The organism is Stieleria maiorica, from assembly GCF_008035925.1.
Taxonomy (GTDB): domain Bacteria; phylum Planctomycetota; class Planctomycetia; order Pirellulales; family Pirellulaceae; genus Stieleria; species Stieleria maiorica.
Window position 1 is genome coordinate 7819205 of sequence record NZ_CP036264.1, and the last position, 25636, is coordinate 7844840.

Consider the following 25636-nt stretch of genomic DNA (forward strand, 5'->3'; position numbering starts at 1 on the left):
AATGCGAGAGGAGCGGGTGATTGAAAAGACTCAGTTTTACGCCACCGTTTCGCTGCGGACGCTGCTTTTGTCCGTCGCTGCGGTCGCGTTGTTCCTTGGACTGAGTGCGACGGACGTGCGAGACTACGGACCGTTTGCGCCGATGGTCGTGTTCGTCGCAATGATGTCGCTACTGGCACTGACCTGTTGGCTGTTCGCCAGCTTGGCGGATGATGTATGGCGCGATCCCGGCGTGACGATTGCGGCGGGATTCTATGGTCTGCTCGGCTATTGCTTTTTGATTGGGATGCTACTGTTGTGCTAGCATGATCGTGGATCGGCCCCGAACCGATTCGCGAGAAAGCACGACGACTGTGCACGGTGAAGCAGATCGGAGAAGAGAGGATTCGACATCGCAGCGCACGTTTCTAAAACCCGAGTTCCGTTTCGCCTCGCGGCGGGATTGTTGGGCATGCTTTTCATTGCATTCTCGTTCTACCGAGTGCTCGGTGGGGCGGCGGGCTGGATTGAGTTTATCACCGCGATCGTCGCTGGGCTGATTGGCGTGCAGTTCGTCTATTCCGGGTTGACCGGGCGGTGGACGTCGTTGTTTGAACGCTTGAATCGTGATCTAGAGGAACGAACTCCCGGAAACTTTTTAGTGGTTGATCCGGTGTCGTGTGAAGTTTCCGAAACCAACGTTGGCCGTGCGTCTGGATCGCCAATGCAAGCCGTCAATCCTTATGCGCCACCGAGTGACCTGGATGCGACCTTGATCGCTGACGGGACACCGAATGGCGAAGCAACATTGCAGGTTCTGACGCAGCAGTTTTTGGACGGTCACCGGTTCATTCACTATGGCGTCGTGTTTTTCCTTGATCCCGGCGACGACGCGTCCATCCATGCGGCTCTTCCGCTTGTTTCGCAGCGTCAGGTCGATGCGCGTCGAAACGTCGACGAAGCAATTCGTGTGCTGCCCGAGTTTTTGGATTCACTGCCCGCTGTGAGACAATCGGTCGTTGGGCGGAACCTGGTGATTCGAATGGTCAAATCTTATGAACGATTCGATCAGGAGGTTGCCGAGCGCGTGGTGGTTCCTTAATCAACGACAAAGTTCTGCACGACCAGCAGGGCGGTCAGCAAGAGTGCGATGATCCATCCGAGGATGGTAAAGGTGGTCAGCAGGTGTTGTTTGCGGCGCGATGCGGGCGTCCACTGGACCTTGGATTGTTCGTCGACCAATTTGTCTTTGAATACGCCCCGGACGAACGCGGGTTGCCCGGTGAGCGCCCCGCTGGCCGCGAAATAACAGCCGCTGAAGAAGAATGAATCGTCGTTGTCGCCGTCGAGGTCTTGCTCGCTCGACTCGCACCCGAACGCTTGACCGAGCACGATGCGGAGTCGCGGTTTGAGTTCGTGCCGGATCTTGCAGGTGAGCGCGTACAGCTTGCGGTTGCCGCGTTGTTGGGCCAGCCCGTCTTCGCGGCTGAACAATCGGTAGACCCAGTCTTCGAAGGCGTCACACAAGCGGTCGCTGTGGGTGTTCAATTCATCCGGCGTCGGACGGCTGCGCAGGTCAAAACGTCCTCCCAATCGTCGCGACAGCAATCCCGACTGCAGCCGACGAACGAGTTCGGTGAACCCCTTGTCTTGTTCCAGGCCGACAAGCACGGCGGTGACCGGAGATCGAACGCCCAGTGTTTGCTGGATCGTTTCGACATCATTGCGGGCCGATTGGGCGATCGCCGAAAGTTGCAGCGGGCCGACGCGTGACAGTTCGAACGGAATCAGCGTCACCGCGCCATTGATGCCGCACATCGGCCGCCGCGCCCGCTTGAGCAACTTGCAAACATAACGCAGCCGCGGGATTTGATCGGAGGTATCGAGCGATGCGGGAAGGGCAATCTTTTTGTGACCGCCACCGCCGGGTAGGGCCAGCGGGGCAGCGGAGCTCGTCAGCGGCTGAGTGGGGCGTGCCGGACCGGTTGATGCCTTTACGTCGTCATTTCGTTGCGGAGTTGAATCTGAAGCCTGACTAGGTCGCCCCAGCGAACGGGGCTGTGTCGTCGTTGCTTGCGTCGTGTCCGCAGTGGCGGCGCGAGTGGGCGAGCCGGTCGGTTGGGCAGGTGCAGAAGGCTGGCTGGGCGGGTATTGGTCAAATGAAATCGTGCCTTCGTACCGCGGTGCCGGCCGCAGGGCATCCCCGGCCGCTCCGCCAGACGCGGGAGGCGTCGATTGGGGGCGCGGCGATTCGGCGCGTGGTGTTTCAGAGCGCGGTTGCGGCCTGGGTGCCGGCACGTCAAACGCGGACGCTCGCGGCATTGCAGCCGTTTCACGCGGCGGGCCCGATTGCGGCGACGAATCGAGGGCGTGCTGCCCGATGGTGCCCAGGTAGGGTTGCGGTTGCGATGGTTGTGGACCCGGCGGCGTGGATTGTGGTGCCGGACGCATCGCGGATTCTTTCTTCAGCGGCGTCGGCTTTGACGCGCCCGCCGGTGCGGGAGCTGTCCCTGGGGTGGCGCGTTCGATCTTTTGAATCCCGTTCAGACCGGTTGCCGCACCAGGCACTGCGGAGGGAGGGCTGCTGCCCGCAGAACTCGCCCCGCCGGCTGCCCCGCTGATTCCGCGGCGCGCGATGCGGCCAGGCGCGACGTTCATTGATGATGGCGACCAACGCCCCATCAGCGCGCTCAACGAACTGGCACCGGGACAGAACAAATAGATCGCGTCGCTGCTCATGTACCACTGCAACGCATGGCTGACACCCGAGGCGTCGGGAACGCCGTGCACCGACAATTCGGTGTCCAGGGCTTCCATCAACCCCTGTTCGGTTTCATTGCCGGCCGATCCGAGGATCAAGAAGATTGGGTAGTCCGACGGAGAAACGCCCTTGGCCCGAAGCGCGTCGATCCCGGCTTCCCAGGCCCGGTCGATATCCGGAAACTCGCCTTCGATCACTTGGTTCCAGCGTCGGATGCCCCAGTAGAGCACCAGTGGGATCAGGATCACCAGTGCGAATTCGATCGCGATGTGGAGCGGCGACACCGCATGGATCAAACGAACGCTCTGGGACCCGAATAGGCGAAAGATCCAAACGACGATCAGGATGACGACCAGCGCCAGTGCCGTCACCGTCGCCGATTTTCCGGCCAGCGTCGTGGGCAAAAAACGACGGTGCAGCGGGAGCTTTTTTTCGGGCGACGGTTCGTTGGACATGATCACTATCGTTAGCGGTCACCGTGACGTCGGTCATCAGGTGTGGAAGAAGGAAAGGGCAAGCAGTCCGGCCAGTAGGATGGTCAGCAGCCACGGCCAAACGAGTCGGGCGCGGGTCCAGTGCGGAACCGCAGGCACCAGGTTTCGTTCGCACTCTTGGCCAGCGGTGGAATCGTTCCAACGTTGTCGCGCCTGAGAGACGGCATTGCCGTATTCGGCGGCCCAGGACGGCAGGTCCGTCGCCAATCCGTATTTGTCGATCAGCATCCGATTCAATTTTGGATCGCGATACAGGCCTCGAAAACCCAGCATCACGCAAACATAAATCAGTTGCAGTGCGTCATCGGAACCGGAATTCAGTGCCGTCGTCGCGTTGACGTAATACAAGTCGTTACAGCGTCTGGAATTGAACAACGTCCATTCCAACACGTTGTCGCGCCACCAGTGTTGTCCGGACCAGATGTGCGCATCGACCAGCATTTCGTCGATCCACGTGGCCAGCGCGTACTTGGCCAAATCCCAATCCTGGGTGTGTCCGGCAAGCCGGTGGTCGGCTTGTTGCAATAACCCTTCCAGCGTCCGTTTCTCCTCCGCCGGAGCGATTTCCGCTCCCGCATCGATTCGCTCCATCAGAGAAAACGCGTGAATCAGAATCGGATCGATGGCGTCGGCAAATCTGGGCGTCATGACTTACGTGCGGATGGCGAATAGGGCGAATCGGAGTCGGGCGCGATTGCCGTCCGGGGTCACGACATCCAAATGCCTTGCACCGGTCAGTTCGTCATAGTTTCGCACTCGCATCGCAACGGTTTGCGTGCGGCGAATCTCCGGCCATGCGGGCGAGTCGTACTCGTCTTGCGAAACCTTGTAATACGTCCAGTACTGACGCGACGGCAGGTCGGGGATCGTTGTCGACACGATCTCGCGGCCCAGGCCGTTCTGGCGGACGTGGAAAAAATTCTCGACCTGATCGGCGCTGGCGAACACCCAGTACCATTCCGGTGATCGTTCCAACAGCTCGCGCAAATTCGATTCGCTCGCCCCGCCGCGTTCGACTCCCAGGTACCACTCCCAGTCCGGGTCGAACCATTCCGGTCCCAACCGAGCCTGCATCATCGATCCGTGGCCTTCGAAATTGGCGCGCAGGTATTCGTCGAACTGGGTGGCGTACAGGATGCCCAGGATCTTTTCGCGGATATCGGCGAAGATGAAGCCCAAGTTGTCGTGGTCGTACGGTTCGACTTCGATCGCACGACGTTCGGGGCCGAAGATTGACAGACGGCCCAGGATTCGAGCCAGTTCCATGTAGGCGTCGAACGGGTGCACGCCCAACGCGGGACCCATCACGTCCAATGTGCTGTAGGCTTCGTTCAAACGGTCCAGCATCGAAACGCGTCCCGAGTCGGCCGGTTCCAGACTGTGTCGACCGACACTTAACTGACGCACCGGTTCGCTAAGCGTGTCCATGTTTCCGCTCAGCACGTCGCGGATCCCTTGGATGTAATGTCGACGCAGGTAGTGCCAGGAGTGGGTCGCCAGGATCGGTGGGATGTAGTTCTCGTCGATCACCGGTTGGACTTCGCGTTCGCTGGCGCTGCGGACGCGGGCGATCGGCAACACTTCGTATCCGGCGGTGTCGCTGCCCACGATCAGTTTCAAGTTCAGCCGGCGGAATTCGATCGGTTGCCCACTGTCTTGCCCGTTTTCATCGGGAACCGTCGATTGGGTGCGTGTGAAACGCGCGAATCCGTTGGTCGCATCGCTCGTGACGTTTTCACCGCCCAGGTTCAATTTGGGCACGCCGACGTAGATCATCAGCGAGGTTTCCGACTCGCCGGCCGGCTGGGCGTCGAAGGCCGCTTTCAGATCGACCTCAAGCTCCTGGCCGGCATCCAAGCGAATCAACGTTCCATCGCGGAGGCGGGCGTCCAGTTCTTCGACCCGGAAATGCCCGCTCGCCAACGCGTCTTTACTGTATTGGAAGGCGTGCAGACCATATCCATAGGGATGATCCCAGCTTTCGGACGTGTGCGACAGTTCCAACCAATGTCGATCGGCTGCCTGGAGATGGTGTGGCCGTACGAACAGCCCTTGGTACCAATGCACGCGTGGATTCTTCATACGACGGTCACGCCTCTGTTCATCATCAAGTCGACCCTTTGCTGTCTAAATTCTCGCGGCCCGCCCATTATGCGCGTCTGCCGGCGGATCTCCTACAGCAGTCATCGTCATGTCAATCCCGCAAAACCACCCCGAATTCTGTAGCCGGCGTTCATTGCATCGGACGTGAAACTGCGGTGGTCCGTTCGTGGGCCATCATTTCCGGCTTTCGACCGGCGTGTTGATTCAGTCGAAACGAAAAACCCGACGGTCAGCCGATGGGCGCTAGCCCCGGTTGTGTGGCGGCAGAACCCGCGGCCAGCGCCGTGCGGCTGATTAAATCAACAAACCCCGACCGGGGCGTCATCGGCATCCGCCCGCCGAATATCCGTATCCGCACGCAAGTCGGGCGGGAAATGAAACGGACGGACGCTAATAACCGACAAATCTTACCCAATTCTCATGACCGTAAGGATCTGAACGGTCGATAAATCGACAGAGACCAGCAGTGGCGAACAATCCTGTCGATGGATTGCACCGCCGCGTTGGCCGGTCCGTGCTGTGACTCTTGCTCGCGTATCCTCCAGAGACTTCAACGATTTCAGTGACGATTCCTCGGCATGTCACGTTGCGTCCCCTGATTGGGCTGCTGTTCGGGTTCGCCGTCGGTGCGTTCGGTTCGGTGTCGGCTCAGGATCCGCCGGTGCCGACGAATCAGCGCGTGATGTCTGCCGAGGCTCCGTTCTCGTGGACCATCGACGATCCGCAGCCGATCGAAGGCCTGTTGCTGCCCGGTGGTGTCGCGGTGGGCGAGACCGTTGTGGCTGAGATGGATCCGGAGGCAAGCACGAACGCGCCGGCGCCTCTCGCATCGCAACCGACGTATGTCGCCGATGCCCCGCGGCCAAGGATTTTGTTTCAACCGGCCGTCCCGACCTGGGACCCCGCTGCGGGAACGATCCTGAAACCGACGGTGCACTTGGCGGATGATCCCGCCGCGGAGATTTTGCCGACACCCGCGCCCTCGTTTTCAGAGCAGATCCCGTCGGCGATTCCCGACACAAGCGACCGCATCCCGATCACCGAGGATCTTCAGCCCGATCGCGTTTGGGTGCCCGCCGGTGCGAGCGAGCGATTCGAAGCGTTTCGCAATCGCCGCCGAAAACCGCTGGCAAACCTGTTCGACAACGCCGTTCGTGCGATGCGCAGCCAAAGCGGCCGCGATCTTGGCGTCGGTGTCGAGCGATTGCCGTTCGCATTGTTTGAGATCGACGCGTCGCAACCGTCGAATAACTTTCGCGTGCGATTCGAATCGGCAAGCGACTGGGAATTCGCCGATCGCGTGGAATACTTTTGGTCACGGATCGGAAAGAAGGGGCCGGAGTTTGCCAATCCGTTGACCTTCGAGCCGTCGGTCGATTACCAGGACATCCGTTTGTCGTTCGAAGTCGGTGGCAAGAAGTTTTCGGCGACCACTGAAATCCCGCTGCGATTCATCGATCCCACCATTCTGAGCAATACAGGGGGAATGGGGGATATGGTGCTGACGACCAAAACCGTGATGATCGACGGTGATTCGTTGCAGCTGACACAGGTCTTGCGCAACCAGTTGCCCACCGGATCGGCCAAACGCGGACTCGGCAACGGTCACGTGTCGATGGAGCCTGGGTTTGTTGCTCGCTATAAGTGGAGTGATCGAACGCTGATCCACAACGAGTTAAAGCTTTGGTTTCCGATCGGCGGTGAACCGGGATTCTCGGGACCAGTATTAAGATACGGTATGGGTTTTGCTAACGTTTTGTATGACAGTGACACCTTCGCCATTCTTCCGACCTTTGAGATTGTCGGCTGGTCGATCTTAACCGGCCAGAAATCAGTCGGTGCGGTCAACCCTCAAAGCATCGACGGCGAGAACATCATCAATCTATACCCCGGCGTGCGATTTGTGAGCGACAGACGGCGGCTGTTCGAAGTGGGGATCAGCGGCGGGGCCAGCGTGACCGAGCGGCATTGGTACCGCAGCGTGTTGCGGTTGGATCTGCGTTGGACGTTCTAGTCTTCCGCCGCAGCTTCGTTTTCGATTGGTTCGGACAGTCGCCGTCCTCTCCGAGGTCGGCGCGGGCCAAAGCTTCGCTTTTACGCGCACGTCGAGTTCGGAGAGGACGGCGACTTTCGGAACGCATCGATTTGCGAAAAGGGGGCCGGGATGAATGGCCCACAGGTTGCATCGCAAGGACAAGCATCATCGACCGGCGGAGAGAATCTGGGGGACGACCGACGCGCTGTGACTCAAGCCGATGGCATAAGTGCGCCGAAGGAAGAGCTTCAAGAGCAGCACGGTGCAGGAACCAGGTTCGCGCGACAAATTTTTTCCACCCGCCCCACATTGACGACTGTAGGAATTGTATCTTGAACGGTATCACCGGTGTTTTCCGTCCATCCGACCGTGGTGGGGTAAATCGTGGCAGCCAAAATTCCTTGTCGACGACGACATCGCTATCGATGTTCTAGGGTTCCCAAGACCAACGTTCAACGCTTTTTGCGATTGACCCTCTCTCGCGACGTGGCGGCGTCGTTCGGCACCACCTCTGGTGCAGTTTTATTCCATCTCATTCGCTTTCCGGAAACTTGATACGCTGATGGATCTATCGGATCACGAAACACTGCTGGCGCCGATTTCCGATGACGAACCCTGCGGTCCGGACTTGGAGTACGATGCGGAGTTTGGCGAGATGGAGCGGGCTGCGCAGAGCAGCGAAGAGCAGCAGTTCGGTGACACCATCGTCGAGGCGGAACCGCCGGATTGGAAAGATGTCAAAAAGCGCGCCGAAGCGCTGCTGTCACGCACCAAAGATATGCGTGTGGTCGCCTACCTGGCGCGGGCCACGCTGAATCAAGATGGCGTGGTCGGTTTTTCACAGGCAGTGCATTTGCTGCGAAGTTATCTGGAAACGTTTTGGGACACGGTTCATCCCGAGCTGGACCACGAAGACAACGACGATCCGACCTATCGCATGAACACGTTGATCACGTTCTGCGATGAACAGGGGATCTTGAAGGAGTTGCGTGACGCGCCGTTGGTCGCCTCACGCACCGTGGGACGTTTTTCACTGCGCGACGTCGAACACGCCCGCGAAGCCGCCGAAAACCCGCCCGAGGATGGCGACGCCGGCGAGGAGTCGGGAGCCAAGGGGCCGACGCTGGCCGTGATCGAGGCTGCGTTCAGCGACACCGACATCGAAACGATCCAGGCGACCGAGGAGGCACTCCGATCGGCGGCCGAGCATATCGACGCGATCGAGAAATTTGTCACGCTGCAGGTCGGTGTCAACTTCGCCGTCAGTCTTGCTCCGCCACGGTTGTTGCTTGAAGAGATGGACAAGTTCGTCGTCTCGCAGCTCGAACGGCGTGGCGTTTACGCCGACCAAGCGGAAGCCGAAAGCGAAGACGAATCGGGTTGGGGCGACTCCAGCTGGGATGACAGTTCCGGCGGCGACGCCGCCCCGCAGGGTGATGCCGCGGCAGCGTCTGCCCCCGCGGCGGCACAGGGCTATCGCGTCAACGGCAAGATCACGTCACGCAAAGAAGCGATCAAGGCGTTGGATGATGTTTGCGATTTCTACGAGGAGAACGAGCCGTCCAGCCCGCTGCCCCTGCTGATCCGCCGTGCCCAACGACTCGCCTCGAAAAGCTTCCTGGAGATTCTTCGTGATTTGGCACCCGATGCGGTGTCACAAGCCGAGGCGTTAGGTGGAAGCAGCTCGGAGAGTTCCGATTCCTCTTATACCAGCAGCGATTCCAGCGACGCTGCTGCCGACGATTCATCAACCTGGTGACCTTACAATTCCTACCGCGGCGGGAAGTGCCCGCCCGAATTCTTACGCAGGAGTAACAGATGGCTAAAGCTAGCGCTCAGAAATTTATCGCGAGGAATCGAGCTCCTCGCGTGCAAATCGAATACGACGTGGAAGTCTACGGTGCCGAAAAGAAGGTTCAGCTTCCCTTCGTGATGGGCGTGCTGGCCGACCTTTCGGGGAAGCCCGAAGAGCCGCTCGCTCCGGTGGCCGATCGCAAGGCGCTCGAGATCGATGTGGACAACTTCGACGAGCGAATGAAGTCGATGAAACCGCGCGTCGCTTTCCAGGTGCCCAACACGTTGACCGGCGAAGGCAACATGGCGGTCGACCTGACGTTCGAAAGCATGGACGACTTTTCCCCCGCCGCGATCGCTCGCAAGGTTGACTCGCTGAGCAAATTGCTGCAGGCCCGCGAGCAACTCTCCAACCTGCTGACCTACATGGACGGCAAGGACGGGGCCGAAGCCCTGCTCGCCAAAGCGCTCAAAGATCCCGCACTGCTGCAATCGCTTTCGGCCGCCCCGAAAGCAGACGGCGGCGACGCTGAAACACCCGCAAACGAGGAGTAATTCAAAATGAGTACTGACGAAGCCGCATCCGGACAGCAGGCCGAGGGCGCGACCCTCGAAATGAGTGAGTTCTCTTCGCTGTTGCAGAAAGAATTCCGCCCCAAATCCGATCAAGCCAAAGAGGCGGTGGAAACCGCCGTCCAGACGCTTGCCGAACATGCCCTCTCGCAAACCGCACTGATCTCTGACGACGTGCTGGCGTCGGTCGAAGCGATCATCGCCCAGATCGATTCCAAGCTCAGCGAGCAGATCAATCTGATCCTGCACCACCAAGACTTCCAAAAGCTGGAAGGTGCCTGGCGGGGATTGCATCACCTGGTCAACAACACCGAGACCGACGAGTTGTTGAAGATCCGGGTGATGAACATCTCCAAGAAAGAGCTTCACAAGACGCTCAAAAAGTTCAAAGGCACCGCCTGGGACCAAAGCCCCATCTTCAAAAAGATGTACGAAGAGGAGTACGGTCAGTTCGGTGGCGAGCCCTATGGTTGTCTGGTCGGCGATTACCACTTCGACCACAGCCCGCCGGACGTGGAACTGCTCGGCGAGATCGCGCAAGTCTCCGCTGCCTGTCACGCACCGTTTATCGCCGGAGTCGATCCGGCGGTGATGCAGATGGACAGTTGGCAAGAGTTGACCAACCCACGCGATTTGACCAAGATCTTTCAAACGCCCGAGTATGCGGCGTGGCGATCGCTCCGTGAGTCGGAAGATTCCAAGTACATCGGTTTGGCGATGCCGCGTTTCTTGTCCCGTCTGCCCTACGGAGCGGCGTCGGACCCCGTCGACGAATTCGCGTTCGAAGAAGACACCGATGCGGCCAACAGCGAGAATTATTGCTGGGCCAATGCCGCCTACGCGATGGCGACCAACATCACGCGATCGTTTAAAATGTACGGTTGGTGCTCACGGATCCGCGGTATCGAATCCGGCGGTGCCGTCGAAGGGTTGCCCTGTCACACGTTCCCGACCGACGACGGCGGCGTGGACATGAAATGCCCGACGGAAATTGCGATCAGCGATCGTCGCGAAGCGGAGTTGGCGAAAAATGGTTTCATGCCATTGATCCACAAAAAGAATTCCGACTTTGCCGCGTTCATCGGCGCCCAATCGTTGCATCAGCCGGCGGAATATGATGATCCCGATGCGACCGCCAACGCCAATTTGGGCGCACGTCTGCCCTACCTGTTTGCGACCTGCCGTTTCGCTCACTACCTGAAGTGCATCGTGCGTGACAAGGTCGGCAGCTTTAAAGAACGAAAGGACATGCAGATCTGGTTGCAAGACTGGATCAACCAATATGTCGATGGCAGTCCGGGCACCTCGGACGAGGAAACCAAAGCTCGCAAACCATTGGCCGCCGCCGAAGTCGTGGTCGAAGAGGTCGAGGGCAATCCCGGTTACTACACCTCCAAATTCTTCTTGCGTCCGCATTACCAATTGGAAGGTCTTTCGGTATCTTTGCGGCTCGTCTCGAAATTACCATCAGGCAAAGGGGGGGGCTGATAGAGGACCGCGCGATAGGTAGGTTATGCATGATCGCGAGGCACGCGGCCTCGCGATCTTATGAAGATACATTGGCACTCGACTGCAAAAGGAAACTACGATGGCTGTTGATATGTTTTTGGACATTGAAGGTGAGATCAAAGGAGAATCTCAAGACGATAAACACAAGGACGAGATTGATGTTCTCGCCTGGAGCTGGGGGATGTCCCAATCCGGTTCGTTCCACGTCGGTGGTGGCGGCGGTGCCGGCAAAGCAAACTTCCAGGATATCAGTGTCACAAAGTGGATCGACGCCGCGTCTCCCATCTTGATGCTCTACTGTGCAAACGGAGATCACTTCAACAAAGCCACGCTGACCGTTCGCAAGGCCGGTAAAAAGCCGTTGGAGTACATGATCGTTGAAATGAAAAAGGTGCTCGTCACCTCCGTCAGCACCGGCGGTTCGGGCGGCGAAGACCGACTGACCGAAAACATTTCGCTGAACTTTGCCGAAGTCGAAGTGAAGTACAAAGAGCAGAAAGCCGATGGCTCCGGAGGACCGGTCAAAGGGTTCAAGTGGAACATCCCGGTCAACAAAGGCAGCTCCAGCTGATCGCTGCGGTTTGATTGCCAACCGATTCGCAGGCCAATGCCGCTCGGGTGCCAACCCGGCGGCATTGGCCCGGTGAACCGGATCGCGTCGCGTCGTACACCATGGGTCGTGATCGGATTGATCGTGATCGTTCGACCGACCATTCTCCGCCAGCCGAGATGTCATGCGTCGCTCAACGACGGCGCCGTTCCAGCTGGTCAACCTGCTCGATTCTCCCAGGACGCAATAATCATGCTCGCCGAAGAGTACCTCCGCGATGGTAAACTGGATGAGGCCTTCGCCGAGTTGAAGAAGGCGATTCAAAAAGACCCCTCGGACGCAAAGTATCGGGTCTTTCTGTTCCAAATGCTGACCGTTCTGGGCAAATGGGAGAGTGCTCAGACCCAATTGGAAATCGCCGGCGACCTCGACCCGGGCAATCTGGCCATGGTCCAGGCCTATCGCGAAGCCATCCGATGCGAAGCAACGCGGGCACGAGTCTTCGCCGGCGAAACCTCGCCGCTGATTTTCGGCGAACCCGATCGTTGGCTCGCGCTGATGATCGAAGCACTCAAGCTTTCCGCCACGCAGAAATACCAACAAGCCGAAGATCTGCGTTCGGAGGCCTTCGACCAGGCACCCGCCACGTCCGGAACACTCGAAATCACTGGCGATCAGCGGCACGAATTCGAATGGATCGCCGATGCCGATCCCAGGATGGGACCGGTGCTCGAAGCCCTGCTGAATGGCCAGTATTACTGGATCCCCTTTCACCGAATCGCCCAAATCGATTTCGAAGCCCCCGCCGATCTGCGCGACTTTGTCTGGACTCCCGTGCATTTCACCTGGGCCAACGGCGGTGATGCGGTCGGCATGATTCCGACGCGCTATCCCGGGTCCGAGGCCGTGGAGGATTCCCAGATTCGGCTGTCCCGCAAGACCGATTGGCAGTCGCTCGGTGATGCGGCAGCAGAGATTTCGGTCGGGATCGGCCAGCGAATGTTGGCCACCGACGTCGACGAGTACGCGTTGCTTGACGTGCGTAAGATTACTTTGAACGTCGAAGCGGAGGCCGGGCCGGAGGATTCCGAAGCGACCGACCAATCCGGTGGTGATCAGTAACCGCCATGGCAGACCTCAGTTCACAAGAACGGCTGTTTCCATCGTTGCTGGATCGTCTGACCGATGATCAAGCGGGAACAAAGAACGAATCACGCGAGCAACGTGTCTTTTCCATTCACAAGTTGCGCGCCGCCGTGTTGCGTGACCTGGCCTGGTTGATGAATACGTGCCACTTGGCCGCCAACCAAGATCTGAGCGACTATCCGGAAGTCGAAAAATCGGTTCTCAATTACGGCATCCCCGATTTGACCGGGAAAACGGTTTCGGGGTTGCAGATCTTTGAAGTTCAACGTGCTCTTCGCCAGGCCATTCTGGATTTTGAACCACGGATTCTGGCCGAGACGCTTGAGGTTCGCGGGGAGAAGGACCCGGATTCCCCGCTTTCCAATTCGTTGCAGTTCGAAATCGAAGGCGAACTCTGGTCCCGACCATTCCCCGAACGACTGTACCTACGTTCGGAACTGGATCTGGAAACGGGCACCGTCAACATTCACGAAGCATAACGAGGCCGCGTCGCATGGATCCGCGTTTGCTGCACTATTACAACCAGGAACTCCAATTCGTTCGCGAATCCGGGGCCGAGTTTGCGGCTGAGTATCCCAAGATTGCCAGCCGCCTGGGGATCGACGACTTCGAATGCGCCGATCCCTACGTCGAACGCTTGTTCGAAGGATTCGCCCTGCTGGCGGCGCGAATTCAGCTCAAGCTGGATGCCGAGTTTCCTCGATTGACCCAGCATCTGTTGGAGATGGTGTGTCCGCATTACTTGGCGCCCCAACCGGCGATGGCGGTCGTGGAGTTTCGTCCCGACCTGACCGAAGGCACGCTCGCCGAGGGCTTCCGTCTACCACGCCACACGTTGCTGCACAGCTTGCTGGGCAAGGGCGAACAGACCCGTTGCACCTTTCGGACGGCAGACGAGGTCACGTTGTGGCCGATCAAATTGAGCAAGGCAGACTATTTCTTGCGAGACGTCGCGGCGTTGGGATTGCCGGATCATCCGTCGGTCAAAGCGGCATTGGTGCTGCGATTGGAATCCACCGCGGGTTTGAAATTCAATCAGATACCGATCGACCAGTTGCCGCTGTTCATTCGCGGCGCCACCGACATCCCGATGCGGATTTATGAACAGTTGATGACCGGCACCGTTGGGATTGCGGTACGGCGCGGTGGATCGCAGTCACCGTGGGACGTGCACTTTGGCAAATCCAAGGTTCGTCCGCGTGGTTTTGACGACGACCAGGCCTTGCTGCCTTACGGCCCGCGATCCTTCCAGGGTTACCGCTTGCTGCAAGAGTATTTTTCGTTCCCGCAACGTTACATGTTCGCCCAGATCAATGAATTGGGGCCTGCGGTCAAGCGATGCGACAGCGAATCGATCGAAATCGCGATCTTGATTCGGCGCGGTGATCCACAACTGGCTAACCGTGTCGACGCCAGCCACTTTTCGCTGTTCAGTTGTCCGGCGATCAATCTGTTTGAAAAACGCGCCGATCGAATTCACTTGAGCGACCGAACGGCGGAATATCAGGTCATGCCCGACCGAACGCGCCCGCTGGATTTCGAAGTCTACGAAGTCGGTGAAGTGCGCGGTTATGGCACCAGCAATGACCGCGAACAAGAGTTCAAGCCCTTTTATTCGCTCAGCGACTTTACCGCCGACCATCGCGCCCGGGCGTACTACACCGTCATGCGACGCCAACGTGTGCTGTCGGCCAAGCACAAGCAGTACGGCCCGCGATCGAGCTACGTCGGCAGCGAGACGTTTCTAAGTCTGGTCGACGCCAATGAATCACCGTATTCGCACGAATTGCGGCAACTGTCGATCGAAACGCTTTGCACCAATCGCGATTTGCCGCTGCAAATGCCGGTCGGAATCAGCGAGACCGATTTTACGCTGGAGGTCAGCGCGCCGGTTGAATCCGTGCGCTGTTTGGCCGGCCCGACCAAGCCGATGCCGTCTAAGAGTTACGAGCAGGGGCAAACGACGTGGCGGCTGATCAATCACCTTTCGCTGAATTACCTATCGTTGGTCAACAGCAAAACCGGCGGCGCGACGGCACTGCGAGAACTGCTTTCGCTTTACTCGGACACAAACAACGTGATGACGGGGAAGCAGATCGATGCCGTCCGGTCGATCGAATCCACGCCCGTGACGCGGCCCTTGCCCTCCACGGGACCGCTCAGCTTTGGGCGTGGGCTGGAGCTGACACTCACGTTGGACGAAACCGGATTCGAGGGGACCGGCGCGTTTCTGATGGCGGCCGTGCTGAATGAATTCTTTGCCAAGTACGTATCAATCAACTCATTTACCGAGACGGTTTTTCGAACGACCGAGCGAGGTGAGGTAACGCGATGGCCCGCGAAGATGGGACGACGGCACGCCCTGTAGACGGGACGTTGCAACGGCTAAACGATCAACCGTACAAGTTTGATTTCTATCAAGCGATGCGGTTGCTGGAATGTATGTTTTCCGATTCCCCGCGATTCGGTCACACCGTTCGTCTGTCCGATGACCGCGTCCGGCTGACCCAGCAACCGTCGCTCAGTTTCGCGCCCTCATCGTTGTCAGAGTTTGAACTCGGCGGAGGGGCCGGCGGCAATGATTATCACAAAATGGCCGTCCGCTTTTTCGGGCTGTGCGGTCCCAACGGCGCCCTGCCGCTGCATTTGACCGAATACATCCGTGATCGCATCCAGCACCACGACGACACGACCTTTGCCGCGTTTCTGGATGTCTTCCATCACCGCATGCTGTCGTTGTTCTATCGGGCCTGGGCAGACGCGCAGCCGGTCGCCCATTTCGATCGTCCCGAATCGGATCGGTTTTCGGTCTACGTCGGTTCGCTGATGGGGATCGGGATGCCGTCGCTGGAGGATCGTGACGAATTGCCTGATTTGGCAAAGCTTTTTTACGCCGGCCGATTCGCTTGCCAGGCCAAAAACCCCGAAGGCCTGGAGGCGATGATTTCAGATTTCTTTAAAGTGCCTTGCCAGATCGACGAGTTTGTCGGCCGCTGGACCGAGATTCCAGAGGACTGTCGCTTCCATCTCGGCGACGATCCCGACAGTTCCAGCGTCGGCGTCGCCTGCACTCTCGGATCACACGTTTGGGAGTGCCAGCAGAACTTCCGCCTCACCGTCGGCCCCGTCGGTTGGGATGATTTTGCCCGTCTGCTTCCCGGCGGTGACAGCCTGCATCGTTTGACCGCGATGGTCAAGAACTACATCGGCGAAGAATTGCTGTGGGATCTGAATCTGGTCCTGAAGAAAGAGGAAACGCCTTCGTGGCGATTGGGCGAAGCAAAACTCGGGCAAACCATGTGGATGGATGCCGCCGGAGTCCAAGAGGACCCGAAAGACTTACTGTTGCACAGCTGAGTGCATCAATCGAATACACCAGTGGGATAGGCTTGCCGCCTGTCGTGTTCACAACCCAGGAGAAAGACCGTGTCCGATATCAGCCGCACCGCACTGTTTGGAAAACTCAACAGTGTCGGTTACAAGTCGATCGAGAGTGCCACCGTGTTTTGCAAAATGCGCGGCAATCCCTACGTCGAACTCGTTCACTGGTTCAATCAGATCCTGCAACTGGAAGACTCGGATCTTCACCACATCGTCAAGCAGTTCAACCTGAACCCGTCCAAGTTGGTCAAGGACATGACCGAATCGCTGGACAAACTGCCGCGGGGATCCACGTCGATTTCAGATTTGTCATCCCACATCGAAGAAGCGGTCGAACGGGGATGGGTTTTCGGCACGCTGATGTTCGGTGAATCGCAGGTGCGTACCGGGCATCTGGTGGTCGGCATGCTCAAGACGCGCAGCTTGACGCACGCGCTGTATGACATCTCGCCCGAATTCGAAAAGGTGAAACTGGACACGTTGACCGACCGCTTTGGCGAAGTCGTCAGCGGTTCGCCGGAAGAATCGATGCACGCCAGCGACGGATTCCAGGTCGGCGGCGGCGCCGCTCCGGGCGAAGCCAGCGGCGCGATGCCTCCCGCGGCGATGGGCAAACAGGAAGCGCTCAAACAATTCACCGTCGATCTGACCGAGAACGCGCGCCAGGGCAAAATCGATCCGATCGTCGGACGCGACGAAGAGATTCGTCAAATCATCGACATCCTGATGCGCCGTCGGCAAAACAACCCGATTTTGACCGGTGAAGCCGGTGTAGGAAAAACGGCTGTCGTCGAAGGATTCGCACTCAAGATTGCTTCCGGCGATGTTCCGCCGCCGCTGAAGGATGTCACGTTGCGTGCATTGGACGTGGGACTTCTGCAGGCCGGTGCCAGCATGAAGGGCGAATTCGAAAACCGGCTCAAACAGGTGATCGAAGAGGTTCAGTCGTCGGAAAAACCGATCATCATGTTCATCGACGAAGCCCATACGTTGGTCGGCGCCGGCGGGGCCGCGGGAACCGGCGATGCGGCCAACTTGCTGAAACCGGCGCTCGCCCGCGGAACGCTGCGGACCGTGGCCGCGACGACCTGGGCCGAATACAAAAAGCACATCGAAAAAGACCCCGCGCTGACGCGACGGTTCCAAGTCGTCCAGGTCGAAGAGCCCAGCGAAGAACGGGCGATCTTGATGATGCGTGGGATCACGTCGACGCTGGAAAAACACCACAAGGTCAAAGTTCTGGACGAGGCTCTGGAGGCCGCGGTTAAGCTGTCCCACCGCTACATCCCCGCACGGCAGTTGCCCGACAAATCGGTCAGTCTGCTCGACACCGCCGCGGCACGCGTCGCCATCAGCCAGCATGCCGTCCCGGCGGAAGTCGACGATTCGCGAAAACGGATCGATGCACTCAATACCGAATTACGAATCATCGCCGACGAAAACCTGGTCGGCGTCGAGACGACCGAACGGCAGAAACGAGCCACCGAAGCGCTCGCCTACGAACAGGAACGTCTGAGCGGCTTGGAGGAGCGTTGGAACAACGAAAAAGAGCTGGTCGAAAAGATCCTGGATGTCCGCAGCCGGCTTCGTGGTCACCACGGCAAGGTCGAAGGCACCGACAGCCCGTTAGAAAAGGCTGCCGATGCGGAAGCCGAAACGGTCAAAGTGCAAACCGCCGAGGCGTCCGACGACAAGACCGAAGCCAAGTTGTCCGATGCGGACCGTCAAAAGCTGCTCGATGAACTCAAGGATCTACAAACGAAACTTCAGGAGCTGCAAGGCGAACACCCGCTGATCCTGCCCACCGTCGACGAACAGGCGGTCGGATCGGTCGTCCAGGATTGGACCGGCATTCCTGTCGGCCGGATGGTCAAAGACGAACTGGCGACCGTCTTGAAACTCGCTGACATTTTGAACGACCGCATCATCGGCCAGCGGCATGCGTTGGAGATGATCGCCAAGCGAATCCAAACATCCCGGGCCAGCCTGGACAATCCCGGCAAACCGATCGGCGTGTTCATGTTGGCCGGTCCGTCCGGCGTCGGGAAAACCGAAACGGCGCTCGCACTGGCCGAAGCTCTGTACGGCGGCGAGCAGAACGTGATCACGATCAACATGAGCGAGTTCCAAGAAGCCCACACCGTCAGCACGCTCAAAGGCGCACCTCCCGGATACGTCGGCTACGGCGAAGGCGGCGTGTTGACCGAAGCGGTGCGACGACGTCCCTACAGCGTCGTGTTGTTGGACGAAGTGGAAAAAGCTCACCACGATGTCCACGAAATCTTCTTCCAGGTCTTCGACAAGGGCTGGATGGAAGACGGCGAGGGGCGTGTGATCGATTTCAAGAACACGCTGATCCTGCTGACCACCAACGCCGGCACGGACCTGACCATGAACATGTGCAAGGATCCGGAGTTGATGCCCGACCCCGAGGGGCTGGCCAAAGCATTGCGTGGGCCGCTGTTGAAGGTCTTTCCGCCGGCGTTGTTGGGCCGGATCGTCACGATCCCCTATTATCCGCTCAGCGATGAAATGGTCGGCGCGATCGCCAAGCTGCAACTCGGCCGAATCGCCAAACGCATGCAAGCCAACCATGGCATTCCGTTCACATACGACGATGAAGTGATCAAGTTGATCGCCAGCCGCTGCACGGAATTGGAAAGCGGCGGCCGCATGATCGATGCCATCCTGACCAACACGGTGTTGCCGCAAATCAGCGGCGAGTTCCTGACCCGCATGATGGAAGGTGATCCGGCCAAGAAGGTTCACGTCTCGGTTAAAGACGGCGAATTCGACTATCAATTCGATTAATCTGCCGCTGTGATCGGATTGGACGCTGCGTCGCGGTCGATCTTTGTGTTTCGATTCAAATAGGGGAAATCATCAATGTATGTGAAATGCGAACACTGCAAGCATCAAGAGAATGCCGATTGGCTGGACCGAGTGCCAACTCACGAGAAGTTTTTCTATCAATGCTCCAACGGGTGCCCGCCGTCGAAGACCGGGTTTGAGATACGGATGCGTTCGACCCTTGAGGTCAAGATTCCGTATGAGCTTCCGCGGGTCACGTCGATGCGAGCGATCGCACTGGCATACAAGATCTACGAACGTGCGAATGCGAAAAGCTTTTCTTGGATCGAGCTTTCCAAGCGGACGACCAAAGCACTCGAGAAAGATTCCGGGTCGGCAAAGATTATCCAAGAGTACCCGGTGTTCGGTAGAAGCTGGCGTGGACTGACGGACAGTTCGCTGGTGGCGATGGTCGTGGTGTTCGAGAATCCCGGTCAGTTGCCTCCCTATTCGATCTATGTCGTGTTCCGCGGGTCGGTGGGCGGCAAAAACGAAGGCGGTGCGGGATGGCTTAGCAGCGCCCAGAAGGTCAACGTCGATTGGCGAGCCAACTTCGACAATGTTCAAGAAGAAGCCGACTATGGTGGTGCCGGGTTCCTGATTCATGGCGGTTACAAAAGCAGCCTTGGATCCTACCGTGACCGCGTGATGTCCGCGATCGCCAAAGCGGAGCGGGCGTTTCCGGGCAGCAACATCGTGATCACTGGTCACAGCCAAGGGGCGGGGCATGCCGCCCTGTTCACCCATTGGTTTTCGTACCAGGTGCCGCACCTTGTTCCAAACATGTTCTGCATCCCGTTTTCTCCGCCACGTGTCGGCGATTACCGGTTTGCGTCGGACTTCAATCACCGGATCGTTGCGCGACAACTGATCCTGCCGTTCGACGGCGTGCCCTCACTCGGTGCCATGTTCGTCGTCAAGGGGCATGATCCGGTGTCCTTCGACATGGAGCAGGCCTATGCCTGGAAGGGAACCAACGACGGTCACGAAATCAGCATGCGGAAATACGCCGACTCGGGATTGGTCAAAGGTGGCTTGGCGGCCAAACGCAAGGAAAAGAAATATGGGGGCGGTGGGCTGCAAACCTATTTCCACCCCAGTTGCCTGAAGATCCTTCCGGGGGCAAAAATCGCCAAAGGCATCGCGCAAGTCTTGAACCACAAACCGAATTGGATTCGAGACCAGATCCGTAAAGAGTTCAAGAAGACGACGTGAAACGAATTCGACGACGCAAGACGCAACTCAGTAACGCGTCGGTTTTTTGGCCCAATTGAACCGATCCCCGACTCGGTGACCGGGATTCCTGATAAGATCTATTCCGGTGATGGTTCCGCTAATGAGCCGATGGCTCGGTCGGAGTCGTTGGCGGATCTCTGTTGGTCTCCAACTGAACAGTCAATGGTGAATCCGGGCCCTCTGAGGAAGTGTCGATGTCCAAGAAGACCGCAAGTGAACGGGCAGAGGAAATCTGGACCTACATCAAGAGTCGAGATGCATGCTCCGGCGCGACGGTGGACAACATCAAAGGTGCGATTCGACAGAACGGACAGTCCGATGACGGCATCGCAATGCACTTTCACCTCGGTTGGTGGGTCCGCGGAGGAGATGCCGAATCGAATCGTCGAAAAGCCGTGCGGGCGGCTGCGTTTTTGAACTGTGTCAATTTGAAACTGACCAGCGAAGACGCGATCTCCCGTCAGTTGACATTGCTAAAGAAAGATAAGAAGGGCGAGCTGGACGAGCGAATCGACTCCATCCTGACCCTTTATGCCAGATCCGCGCGAAAGTCTTCGCAACCCGCCGTTGGGAATGCACTGATTACGGAGGTGAGGCCGGAATTCGCACCGTCGATGCAGGCGACCGGACCCCGGCTAAACGGCCGCGAACGAATGCTCGGGAAGAATTCACTCACGCATGCCGATACGTTGATGGCGCGCACGTGGACGTGGTTGGTCAAAGCAAAAACGGCGGGATCGGCCGCCCGCGCCTATTTTGAACTCTGTTTCGGACCGTACGACCAAGGTCGATACAACACCGTCAAACGCAATTTCCAGACTATCCACAGCGTTGTTTGTGGCGGCGAAGTCGTCTTGCACCTTCGTACGATGAAAACGGTGGGCATGCCCGACGATACCCCCGGCGCCGTCGGGAACATTCAAGGGCACATCGATACCGCAAACGGACGCTATAACCTGGCAGATTTATTCGCCTGGGCCATTCCTCGCGGTGCCGACGGAAAGCCACACATCTTTCTGTGCGACGTGTTTTTCAGCACCAACGCCAAAGGGCCACACGCCGGAGCCAAGGCGATGGAGTCCGGTTCGGGGCAAGACAATATCGGGGGAGTGATGATTCACGAACTCTCGCACGCGCTTTGCGGGACTGCCGATGTCGTGCACCCCGACTTCAACCAGGCGTGTTACGGCAGACCATTGTGTCAGCACCTCGCGGCAAACTATCCCGACTTGGCCGTCAATAATGCGGACAATTACGAGATCTATTGCGAGGACACCGAGAATCGAGAGCTTTTCTAGGTCGCTGATTGATCTCAAGACCGTTTTCGACGCGCACGGAGTGAAGTTCCGCCATGATAGGAAATCAACACCGAGCCGGCGTCGGTAACGTCTCGGAACACTGACTCGATAAATCTTTCTTCGGCCGGCCACGGATAGACATAGACCACCGCGCCGGACAGGGTACCCCCAGACAGTGTCCCGTCAGACAGTGTGCCCTCAGACAGTGTGCCCTCAGACAGTCTCCCCTCGGACAGTGTGCCCTCTCGGCGGAGATCACGGTAGCTGGCTTGAATGAATTCGGCGGCGACACCGGCCTCGTCGGCCAGTGTTCTGGCGAACTCACAAAGTGACCCTTCGATCTCAATTCCTGTTGCGTTGAATCCCAACTGCGACGCGATGCAGGTGACCACGCCCAGTCCGCTGCCCCATTCACAAAACGACAGGTCGCCGCCCATTCCCGTGTCCCGTACGTGTTTGAGCGCATGGTAGGCGATGTAAAAGTTGCTGTTGACCAAAGCCGGGATGTCGGAGTCACACGCGTCCGACATCAACGTCTCACGCAATCGATCGGCGATTTCAATCGTGCGCAGGATCTTCGGCGGGGGCGCGTCCCAGCAAACAGGAATCTCGATCTCACGTAAATCCATCGGTTCGTAATCGACAACTCTGCAGCAGGCACCATCCTAGGACCAGGGGCCGGCAAGCGCCGACGCTGGAGACGAGACCGATTGCACACGCAGCACACGCGCGACGTTGCGATTCTTAAAACTCATCAACGGCATCACGCCTTGATCGAGAATCTGTTCGGCGACCCGCTCGGATAAAAAGACTTCGGCACAGGCCTTCAGATGGACTTCGCCGTCTTCATCCTTGTACGTCAGCGCCGGCAAGTCTCCGATGTCCTGCAGATCTCCCGGCGTCATCTGCCACCCGGATTGCAAGTACGACGTCGCCAGCAAGGTTGCCACGAACAAGGAGGATGCGCCCCACAACAACGACTGGTGATTCGCGATCGGGTCGTCGATTTCCTGAAAATCAAATGCGTCGACCGGGCTGGTCGAGGCGCCGTAGGGCAACCGCAACAAAAACCGGGGGCCGGCCAAGCCGATCCAAGCGGCCGCCGCGCTGGTGCGAATGCTCTGCCAGTCTTGTTCCCGGCGATTCGCTTCGGCGTTCGGTTTGGGGATCTCGTCGGTCCAGTTCTGACAGCCGACCAATTGCGGCGATGCCGCCGCCAGCACCGGGCCGCCGGAGTTCGCCCCGATGGCGCCCAAGCGAGTCAGCAAGATCAGATCATTCAATTCGTGGCTGAACGTTTCCGTACTGACGAGCAGCGAGAATGTCGCTTGCTCTCGATCGGTCACCAATCGGCGAAACAGCAGCGAGTCTTCCAGTTGTTCCGACGCCGACTCACCTGCGTGTAACAATTCCGCTTTGGTCACGTCCCATAGAAAAACCTGGACCTCTTCGGACTGTGCCACCTGAGACACCAGGAAACTCAATCCCAACCACGCCGCTTCCAATTGCTGGAACGATCGGTCGTGAAGAATCGCCCGCATCTGGCCCGCGATCGCGGAATCGGTGTGGCTGACATACTCGTCCTGCCTCGGATCGGGTTTCGGTTCGATGTAAGGGGCGACGATCTGGTTGATCAAACTTTGGATGTCCACCTGTGGTGGTTTGGCGGCGGACGTGTCGACGCGTTTGGCGGATTGCCCCAACACGCGTTCCAATGTGTCCGCATCACTCTCATCGGTGGCGGCCGGAGGCGAATCCGGTGCCGTCGGCGTTTCCTGGGCCGTGCCTTTGGATTCGCTGTCGGTTTGAAGTGCAAGTGTCTGGTTCAATTCCGCCGCGGCATCCGAGAACGAATTCGGATCCATCAATCGTTTCCGCAATTGACGCAATTCGTGAAAGATCGGCACGTTGCGGTAAAGTGCGTCGGGGTGAAAATCGTCCAGTTCGCTAATGCCGATTTCAATCATCGCATCGGCACTGTCGCCGATTCGGACTGACGCCTTCGGGGCGATTTTTTGCAGAACGTCTTCAAAGTTGTCGATGTCCACGCGCCGGAACTTGCGTTCGGCCACCGATCCATCAGCGTCGGCGCTGCCGGAAAAATTTCCCATCACCACGATCCGCATCGGTTCTTGGGGATCAAGCTGACGAGCCGATCCGGCATTGCCGAACTGAAAACTGGATTCAAATGAATTAGACAATCGTTCGGACTCCGAAAAAAACGGGACAGGCTGGGAGGAATGGTTGGTGTCTAGGCTTTAGCCCAATACCGCTAAGTAAAGGCCGAGGGAGAAGCCCGGACGCTGGCGCGAACCGGCTGATGTCGGACGATGATCAGCCGTATGGCGCGAGCTTACGGGCCCGCCCCGTTTGCCGATTCTCCCCGGAAACACTCAGGCCGCCAAGGATTTCGGTTACATCGGCACACCGCCGAAAGCCGTTGGCGACTTTCGCTATTGTTTCAACGATTTTGCCTCACGGTAGCCGTCTTTGTACCCGCGTTTGTAGGCTTGATTCAGCAATGCCGCGTAGTGTTCCGCGCTCGATGTATCGCGGCAGGTCATCATCGAGCGGCCGGAGGGATCCAGGACCTCGAATTTCCCCGATTCTTCGACGACGTGGAAAAGCTGACTCTCTTCTGACAAAACAACTCTCCGACATTCACATCATGGCCCGGCGCGAGGGTTTCTGGTTCATACTCTACCAGCATTGGGAAGCATTGTCGCGAGTTTGGGGTGACAAGACCATGATGGTCCGAAGCCACGCGTGAGTTTGTGAAGGATGTGATTCATGTTTTGTATTTGCATGCCGAAGGTTGCCGAGATGGCGGCCGGAATCCAGGTCCCGCCCGTCGCGATCCAGATGCCGCCGTTGCCCGCCGGCGCAGCCGGTTTAGCCGCCGCCGCGGGGATCGCCGCGGCGGTCAATGTGACCGCCGAGATGGCCGCCTCCGGGGCGCTGGATGCGGTGCTGTCCGCCGAATTGCCGCCGTTTTCGCTGGAAGCCGTGTTGGCGATGGAATCGATGGCACAGGTCGGCGCTTCCCTGGGGATCGAAATGACCAGCCCCAGTGCGGCGATGGATCTGTCGCTTGCCGCCGGGGCGCTCAACATCGCCGCCCCCGCGCTGGGAGATCTCGGAGGGGCACTCGGCGCCGCGATGGAGCCGCTCGGTGGCCTGCCGATGGCGTTGGGCATCAATGCCGCAATCGAATCATCGTTGGGAATCGACATGGCCGCCCCCGGTGCGGCGGCCGCGTTGGAAGCCAGCTTGGCGGCGGCGCTTGAAGCCTCCCTGGCGATGTCCGGCACACTCGGGCTGTCGGCCGCGGGCGGAGGATCGTTCGCGATGGAATTGGCTTTGGCTGCGCGTGCACTCAACGCCGCCCTCGCGCTGGGGTTCAATCCGGCGGCCCCCGGTGAGTTTGCCGCGGCGCTGGAGATGGCGGGCGGATTGGAAGTGCCTCCGCTCGCGATGTCCGCCGGCGAAATGGGGGAAGTCAGCGCCGGGCTCTCCGATTTCGGACTCGTCAGCGGCGCGATGGGCGGTCAGCCGATGGAAATGGCGCTGCCGGCGATGGAAGCCGGCGCCGCGGCGCTGGCAGCCAACCTGGAAGCGGCCGTCGACGCCAGTGCCGCAATGGCGGCGGAACTGACCGGCGGAGCCGGGGGCAGCGCCGAACTCGCCGCGGCGATGTCGGCCGCCGCCGAAGCGCCGATGCCCGCGGCACCCGCCTTGTCCGCGATGGAGATGGGCGGGCTGCCAAGCATGGGGGATCTGTCGGTCGCCGCGACGATGGCCGCATCCTTCGAAGCCGCCATGGGAACCCCCATGATTTCGGGCGCGCCCTGTCCCAACATTTTTTGTGTCGCCGGACGCTAACGACGTGGGATCGGTTCCCAGCCTGTCTTTTCACAGCCAACGATT

21 protein-coding genes are annotated in these 25636 nt (G+C 58.7%); 15 read left to right on the forward strand and 6 right to left on the reverse strand.

What is annotated here, in order from left to right:
* Nucleotide 1 precedes the first annotated feature (1 nt).
* Entirely contained in the window at nucleotides 2-304 is a 303-nt protein-coding gene (locus Mal15_RS26555) for a hypothetical protein (RefSeq protein WP_147870524.1), read from the forward strand.
* Nucleotides 305-451: 147 nt separating this feature from the next.
* Nucleotides 452-1081, forward strand: a complete 630-nt coding sequence (locus Mal15_RS26560) for a hypothetical protein (RefSeq protein ID WP_147870525.1) — start codon at nucleotides 452-454, stop codon at nucleotides 1079-1081.
* On the opposite strand, the gene Mal15_RS26565 is transcribed toward Mal15_RS26560, so the two are convergent.
* Genes Mal15_RS26565 through tssK form a run of 3 tightly spaced genes read right to left on the reverse strand, consistent with a single transcriptional unit; the run spans nucleotide 1078 to nucleotide 5316 of the window.
* The gene (locus Mal15_RS26565) at nucleotides 1078-3195 is read right to left on the reverse strand and encodes a type VI secretion protein IcmF/TssM N-terminal domain-containing protein (protein WP_147870526.1); all 2118 of its coding nucleotides are present in this window, start codon (nucleotides 3193-3195) and stop codon (nucleotides 1078-1080) included. The two genes, Mal15_RS26560 and Mal15_RS26565, sit on opposite strands and share 4 nt — an antisense overlap.
* A gap of 36 nt (nucleotides 3196-3231) precedes the next feature.
* A complete protein-coding gene (locus Mal15_RS26570; protein WP_147870527.1) occupies nucleotides 3232-3882 on the reverse strand; it encodes a DotU family type IV/VI secretion system protein in 651 nt (216 codons plus the stop codon).
* 3 nt (nucleotides 3883-3885) lie between these two features.
* The gene (gene tssK, locus Mal15_RS26575; protein WP_147870528.1) at nucleotides 3886-5316 is read right to left on the reverse strand and encodes a type VI secretion system baseplate subunit TssK; all 1431 of its coding nucleotides are present in this window, start codon (nucleotides 5314-5316) and stop codon (nucleotides 3886-3888) included.
* A 607-nt stretch (nucleotides 5317-5923) separates the two neighbouring features.
* Here tssK and Mal15_RS26580 point away from each other — a divergent pair.
* The 12 genes from Mal15_RS26580 (at nucleotide 5924) to Mal15_RS26635 (ending at nucleotide 21709) form a co-directional block, all read left to right on the forward strand.
* Entirely contained in the window at nucleotides 5924-7351 is a 1428-nt protein-coding gene (locus Mal15_RS26580) for a hypothetical protein (RefSeq protein ID WP_147870529.1), read from the forward strand.
* Between the two features lie 583 nt (nucleotides 7352-7934).
* The gene (tssA, locus tag Mal15_RS26585) at nucleotides 7935-9131 is read left to right on the forward strand and encodes a type VI secretion system protein TssA (RefSeq protein ID WP_147870530.1); all 1197 of its coding nucleotides are present in this window, start codon (nucleotides 7935-7937) and stop codon (nucleotides 9129-9131) included.
* Between the two features lie 59 nt (nucleotides 9132-9190).
* On the forward strand, nucleotides 9191-9721 hold the full coding sequence (gene tssB / locus Mal15_RS26590; RefSeq protein WP_147870531.1) for a type VI secretion system contractile sheath small subunit: 531 nt from the start codon (nucleotides 9191-9193) through the stop codon (nucleotides 9719-9721).
* Nucleotides 9722-9727: 6 nt separating this feature from the next.
* Nucleotides 9728-11227 carry a type VI secretion system contractile sheath large subunit gene (gene tssC, locus Mal15_RS26595; RefSeq protein ID WP_147870532.1) on the forward strand — a complete coding sequence of 500 codons (1500 nt, stop codon included), beginning with the start codon at nucleotides 9728-9730 and terminating at the stop codon, nucleotides 11225-11227.
* A 100-nt stretch (nucleotides 11228-11327) separates the two neighbouring features.
* Entirely contained in the window at nucleotides 11328-11819 is a 492-nt protein-coding gene (locus tag Mal15_RS26600) for an Hcp family type VI secretion system effector (RefSeq protein WP_147870533.1), read from the forward strand.
* A gap of 231 nt (nucleotides 11820-12050) precedes the next feature.
* Nucleotides 12051-12920, forward strand: coding sequence for a type VI secretion system accessory protein TagJ (locus Mal15_RS26605; RefSeq protein ID WP_147870534.1), 870 nt, complete (start codon nucleotides 12051-12053; stop codon nucleotides 12918-12920).
* A 5-nt stretch (nucleotides 12921-12925) separates the two neighbouring features.
* Nucleotides 12926-13423, forward strand: coding sequence for a type VI secretion system baseplate subunit TssE (gene tssE, locus Mal15_RS26610; RefSeq protein ID WP_147870535.1), 498 nt, complete (start codon nucleotides 12926-12928; stop codon nucleotides 13421-13423).
* A 14-nt stretch (nucleotides 13424-13437) separates the two neighbouring features.
* Nucleotides 13438-15312: a type VI secretion system baseplate subunit TssF gene (tssF, locus tag Mal15_RS26615; protein WP_147870536.1), complete on the forward strand. Its 1875-nt coding sequence runs from the start codon at nucleotides 13438-13440 to the stop codon at nucleotides 15310-15312.
* A complete protein-coding gene (gene tssG / locus Mal15_RS26620) occupies nucleotides 15276-16301 on the forward strand; it encodes a type VI secretion system baseplate subunit TssG (protein ID WP_147870537.1) in 1026 nt (341 codons plus the stop codon). The genes tssF and tssG overlap by 37 nt, the downstream gene beginning before the upstream one ends.
* A gap of 69 nt (nucleotides 16302-16370) precedes the next feature.
* Nucleotides 16371-19136 carry a type VI secretion system ATPase TssH gene (gene tssH, locus Mal15_RS26625; protein ID WP_147870538.1) on the forward strand — a complete coding sequence of 922 codons (2766 nt, stop codon included), beginning with the start codon at nucleotides 16371-16373 and terminating at the stop codon, nucleotides 19134-19136.
* Between the two features lie 207 nt (nucleotides 19137-19343).
* The gene (locus tag Mal15_RS26630) at nucleotides 19344-20390 is read left to right on the forward strand and encodes a lipase family protein (protein WP_167547069.1); all 1047 of its coding nucleotides are present in this window, start codon (nucleotides 19344-19346) and stop codon (nucleotides 20388-20390) included.
* Nucleotides 20391-20605: 215 nt separating this feature from the next.
* Nucleotides 20606-21709, forward strand: a complete 1104-nt coding sequence (locus Mal15_RS26635) for a M35 family metallo-endopeptidase (protein WP_147870540.1) — start codon at nucleotides 20606-20608, stop codon at nucleotides 21707-21709.
* Nucleotides 21710-21723: 14 nt separating this feature from the next.
* On the opposite strand, the gene Mal15_RS34255 is transcribed toward Mal15_RS26635, so the two are convergent.
* The 3 genes from Mal15_RS34255 to Mal15_RS26650 form a co-directional block, all read right to left on the reverse strand.
* A complete protein-coding gene (locus Mal15_RS34255; protein WP_167547070.1) occupies nucleotides 21724-22338 on the reverse strand; it encodes a class I SAM-dependent methyltransferase in 615 nt (204 codons plus the stop codon).
* A 36-nt stretch (nucleotides 22339-22374) separates the two neighbouring features.
* Complete coding sequence (locus Mal15_RS26645) at nucleotides 22375-23910, reverse strand: type VI secretion system contractile sheath domain-containing protein (protein ID WP_147870541.1); 1536 nt, start codon at nucleotides 23908-23910, stop codon at nucleotides 22375-22377.
* Nucleotides 23911-24162: 252 nt separating this feature from the next.
* Nucleotides 24163-24354, reverse strand: coding sequence for a hypothetical protein (locus tag Mal15_RS26650; protein ID WP_147870542.1), 192 nt, complete (start codon nucleotides 24352-24354; stop codon nucleotides 24163-24165).
* Between the two features lie 145 nt (nucleotides 24355-24499).
* On the opposite strand from Mal15_RS26650, the gene Mal15_RS26655 reads away from it, so the two are divergent.
* A complete protein-coding gene (locus Mal15_RS26655; protein WP_147870543.1) occupies nucleotides 24500-25591 on the forward strand; it encodes a hypothetical protein in 1092 nt (363 codons plus the stop codon).
* The last annotated feature ends 45 nt before the right edge of the window (nucleotides 25592-25636 follow it).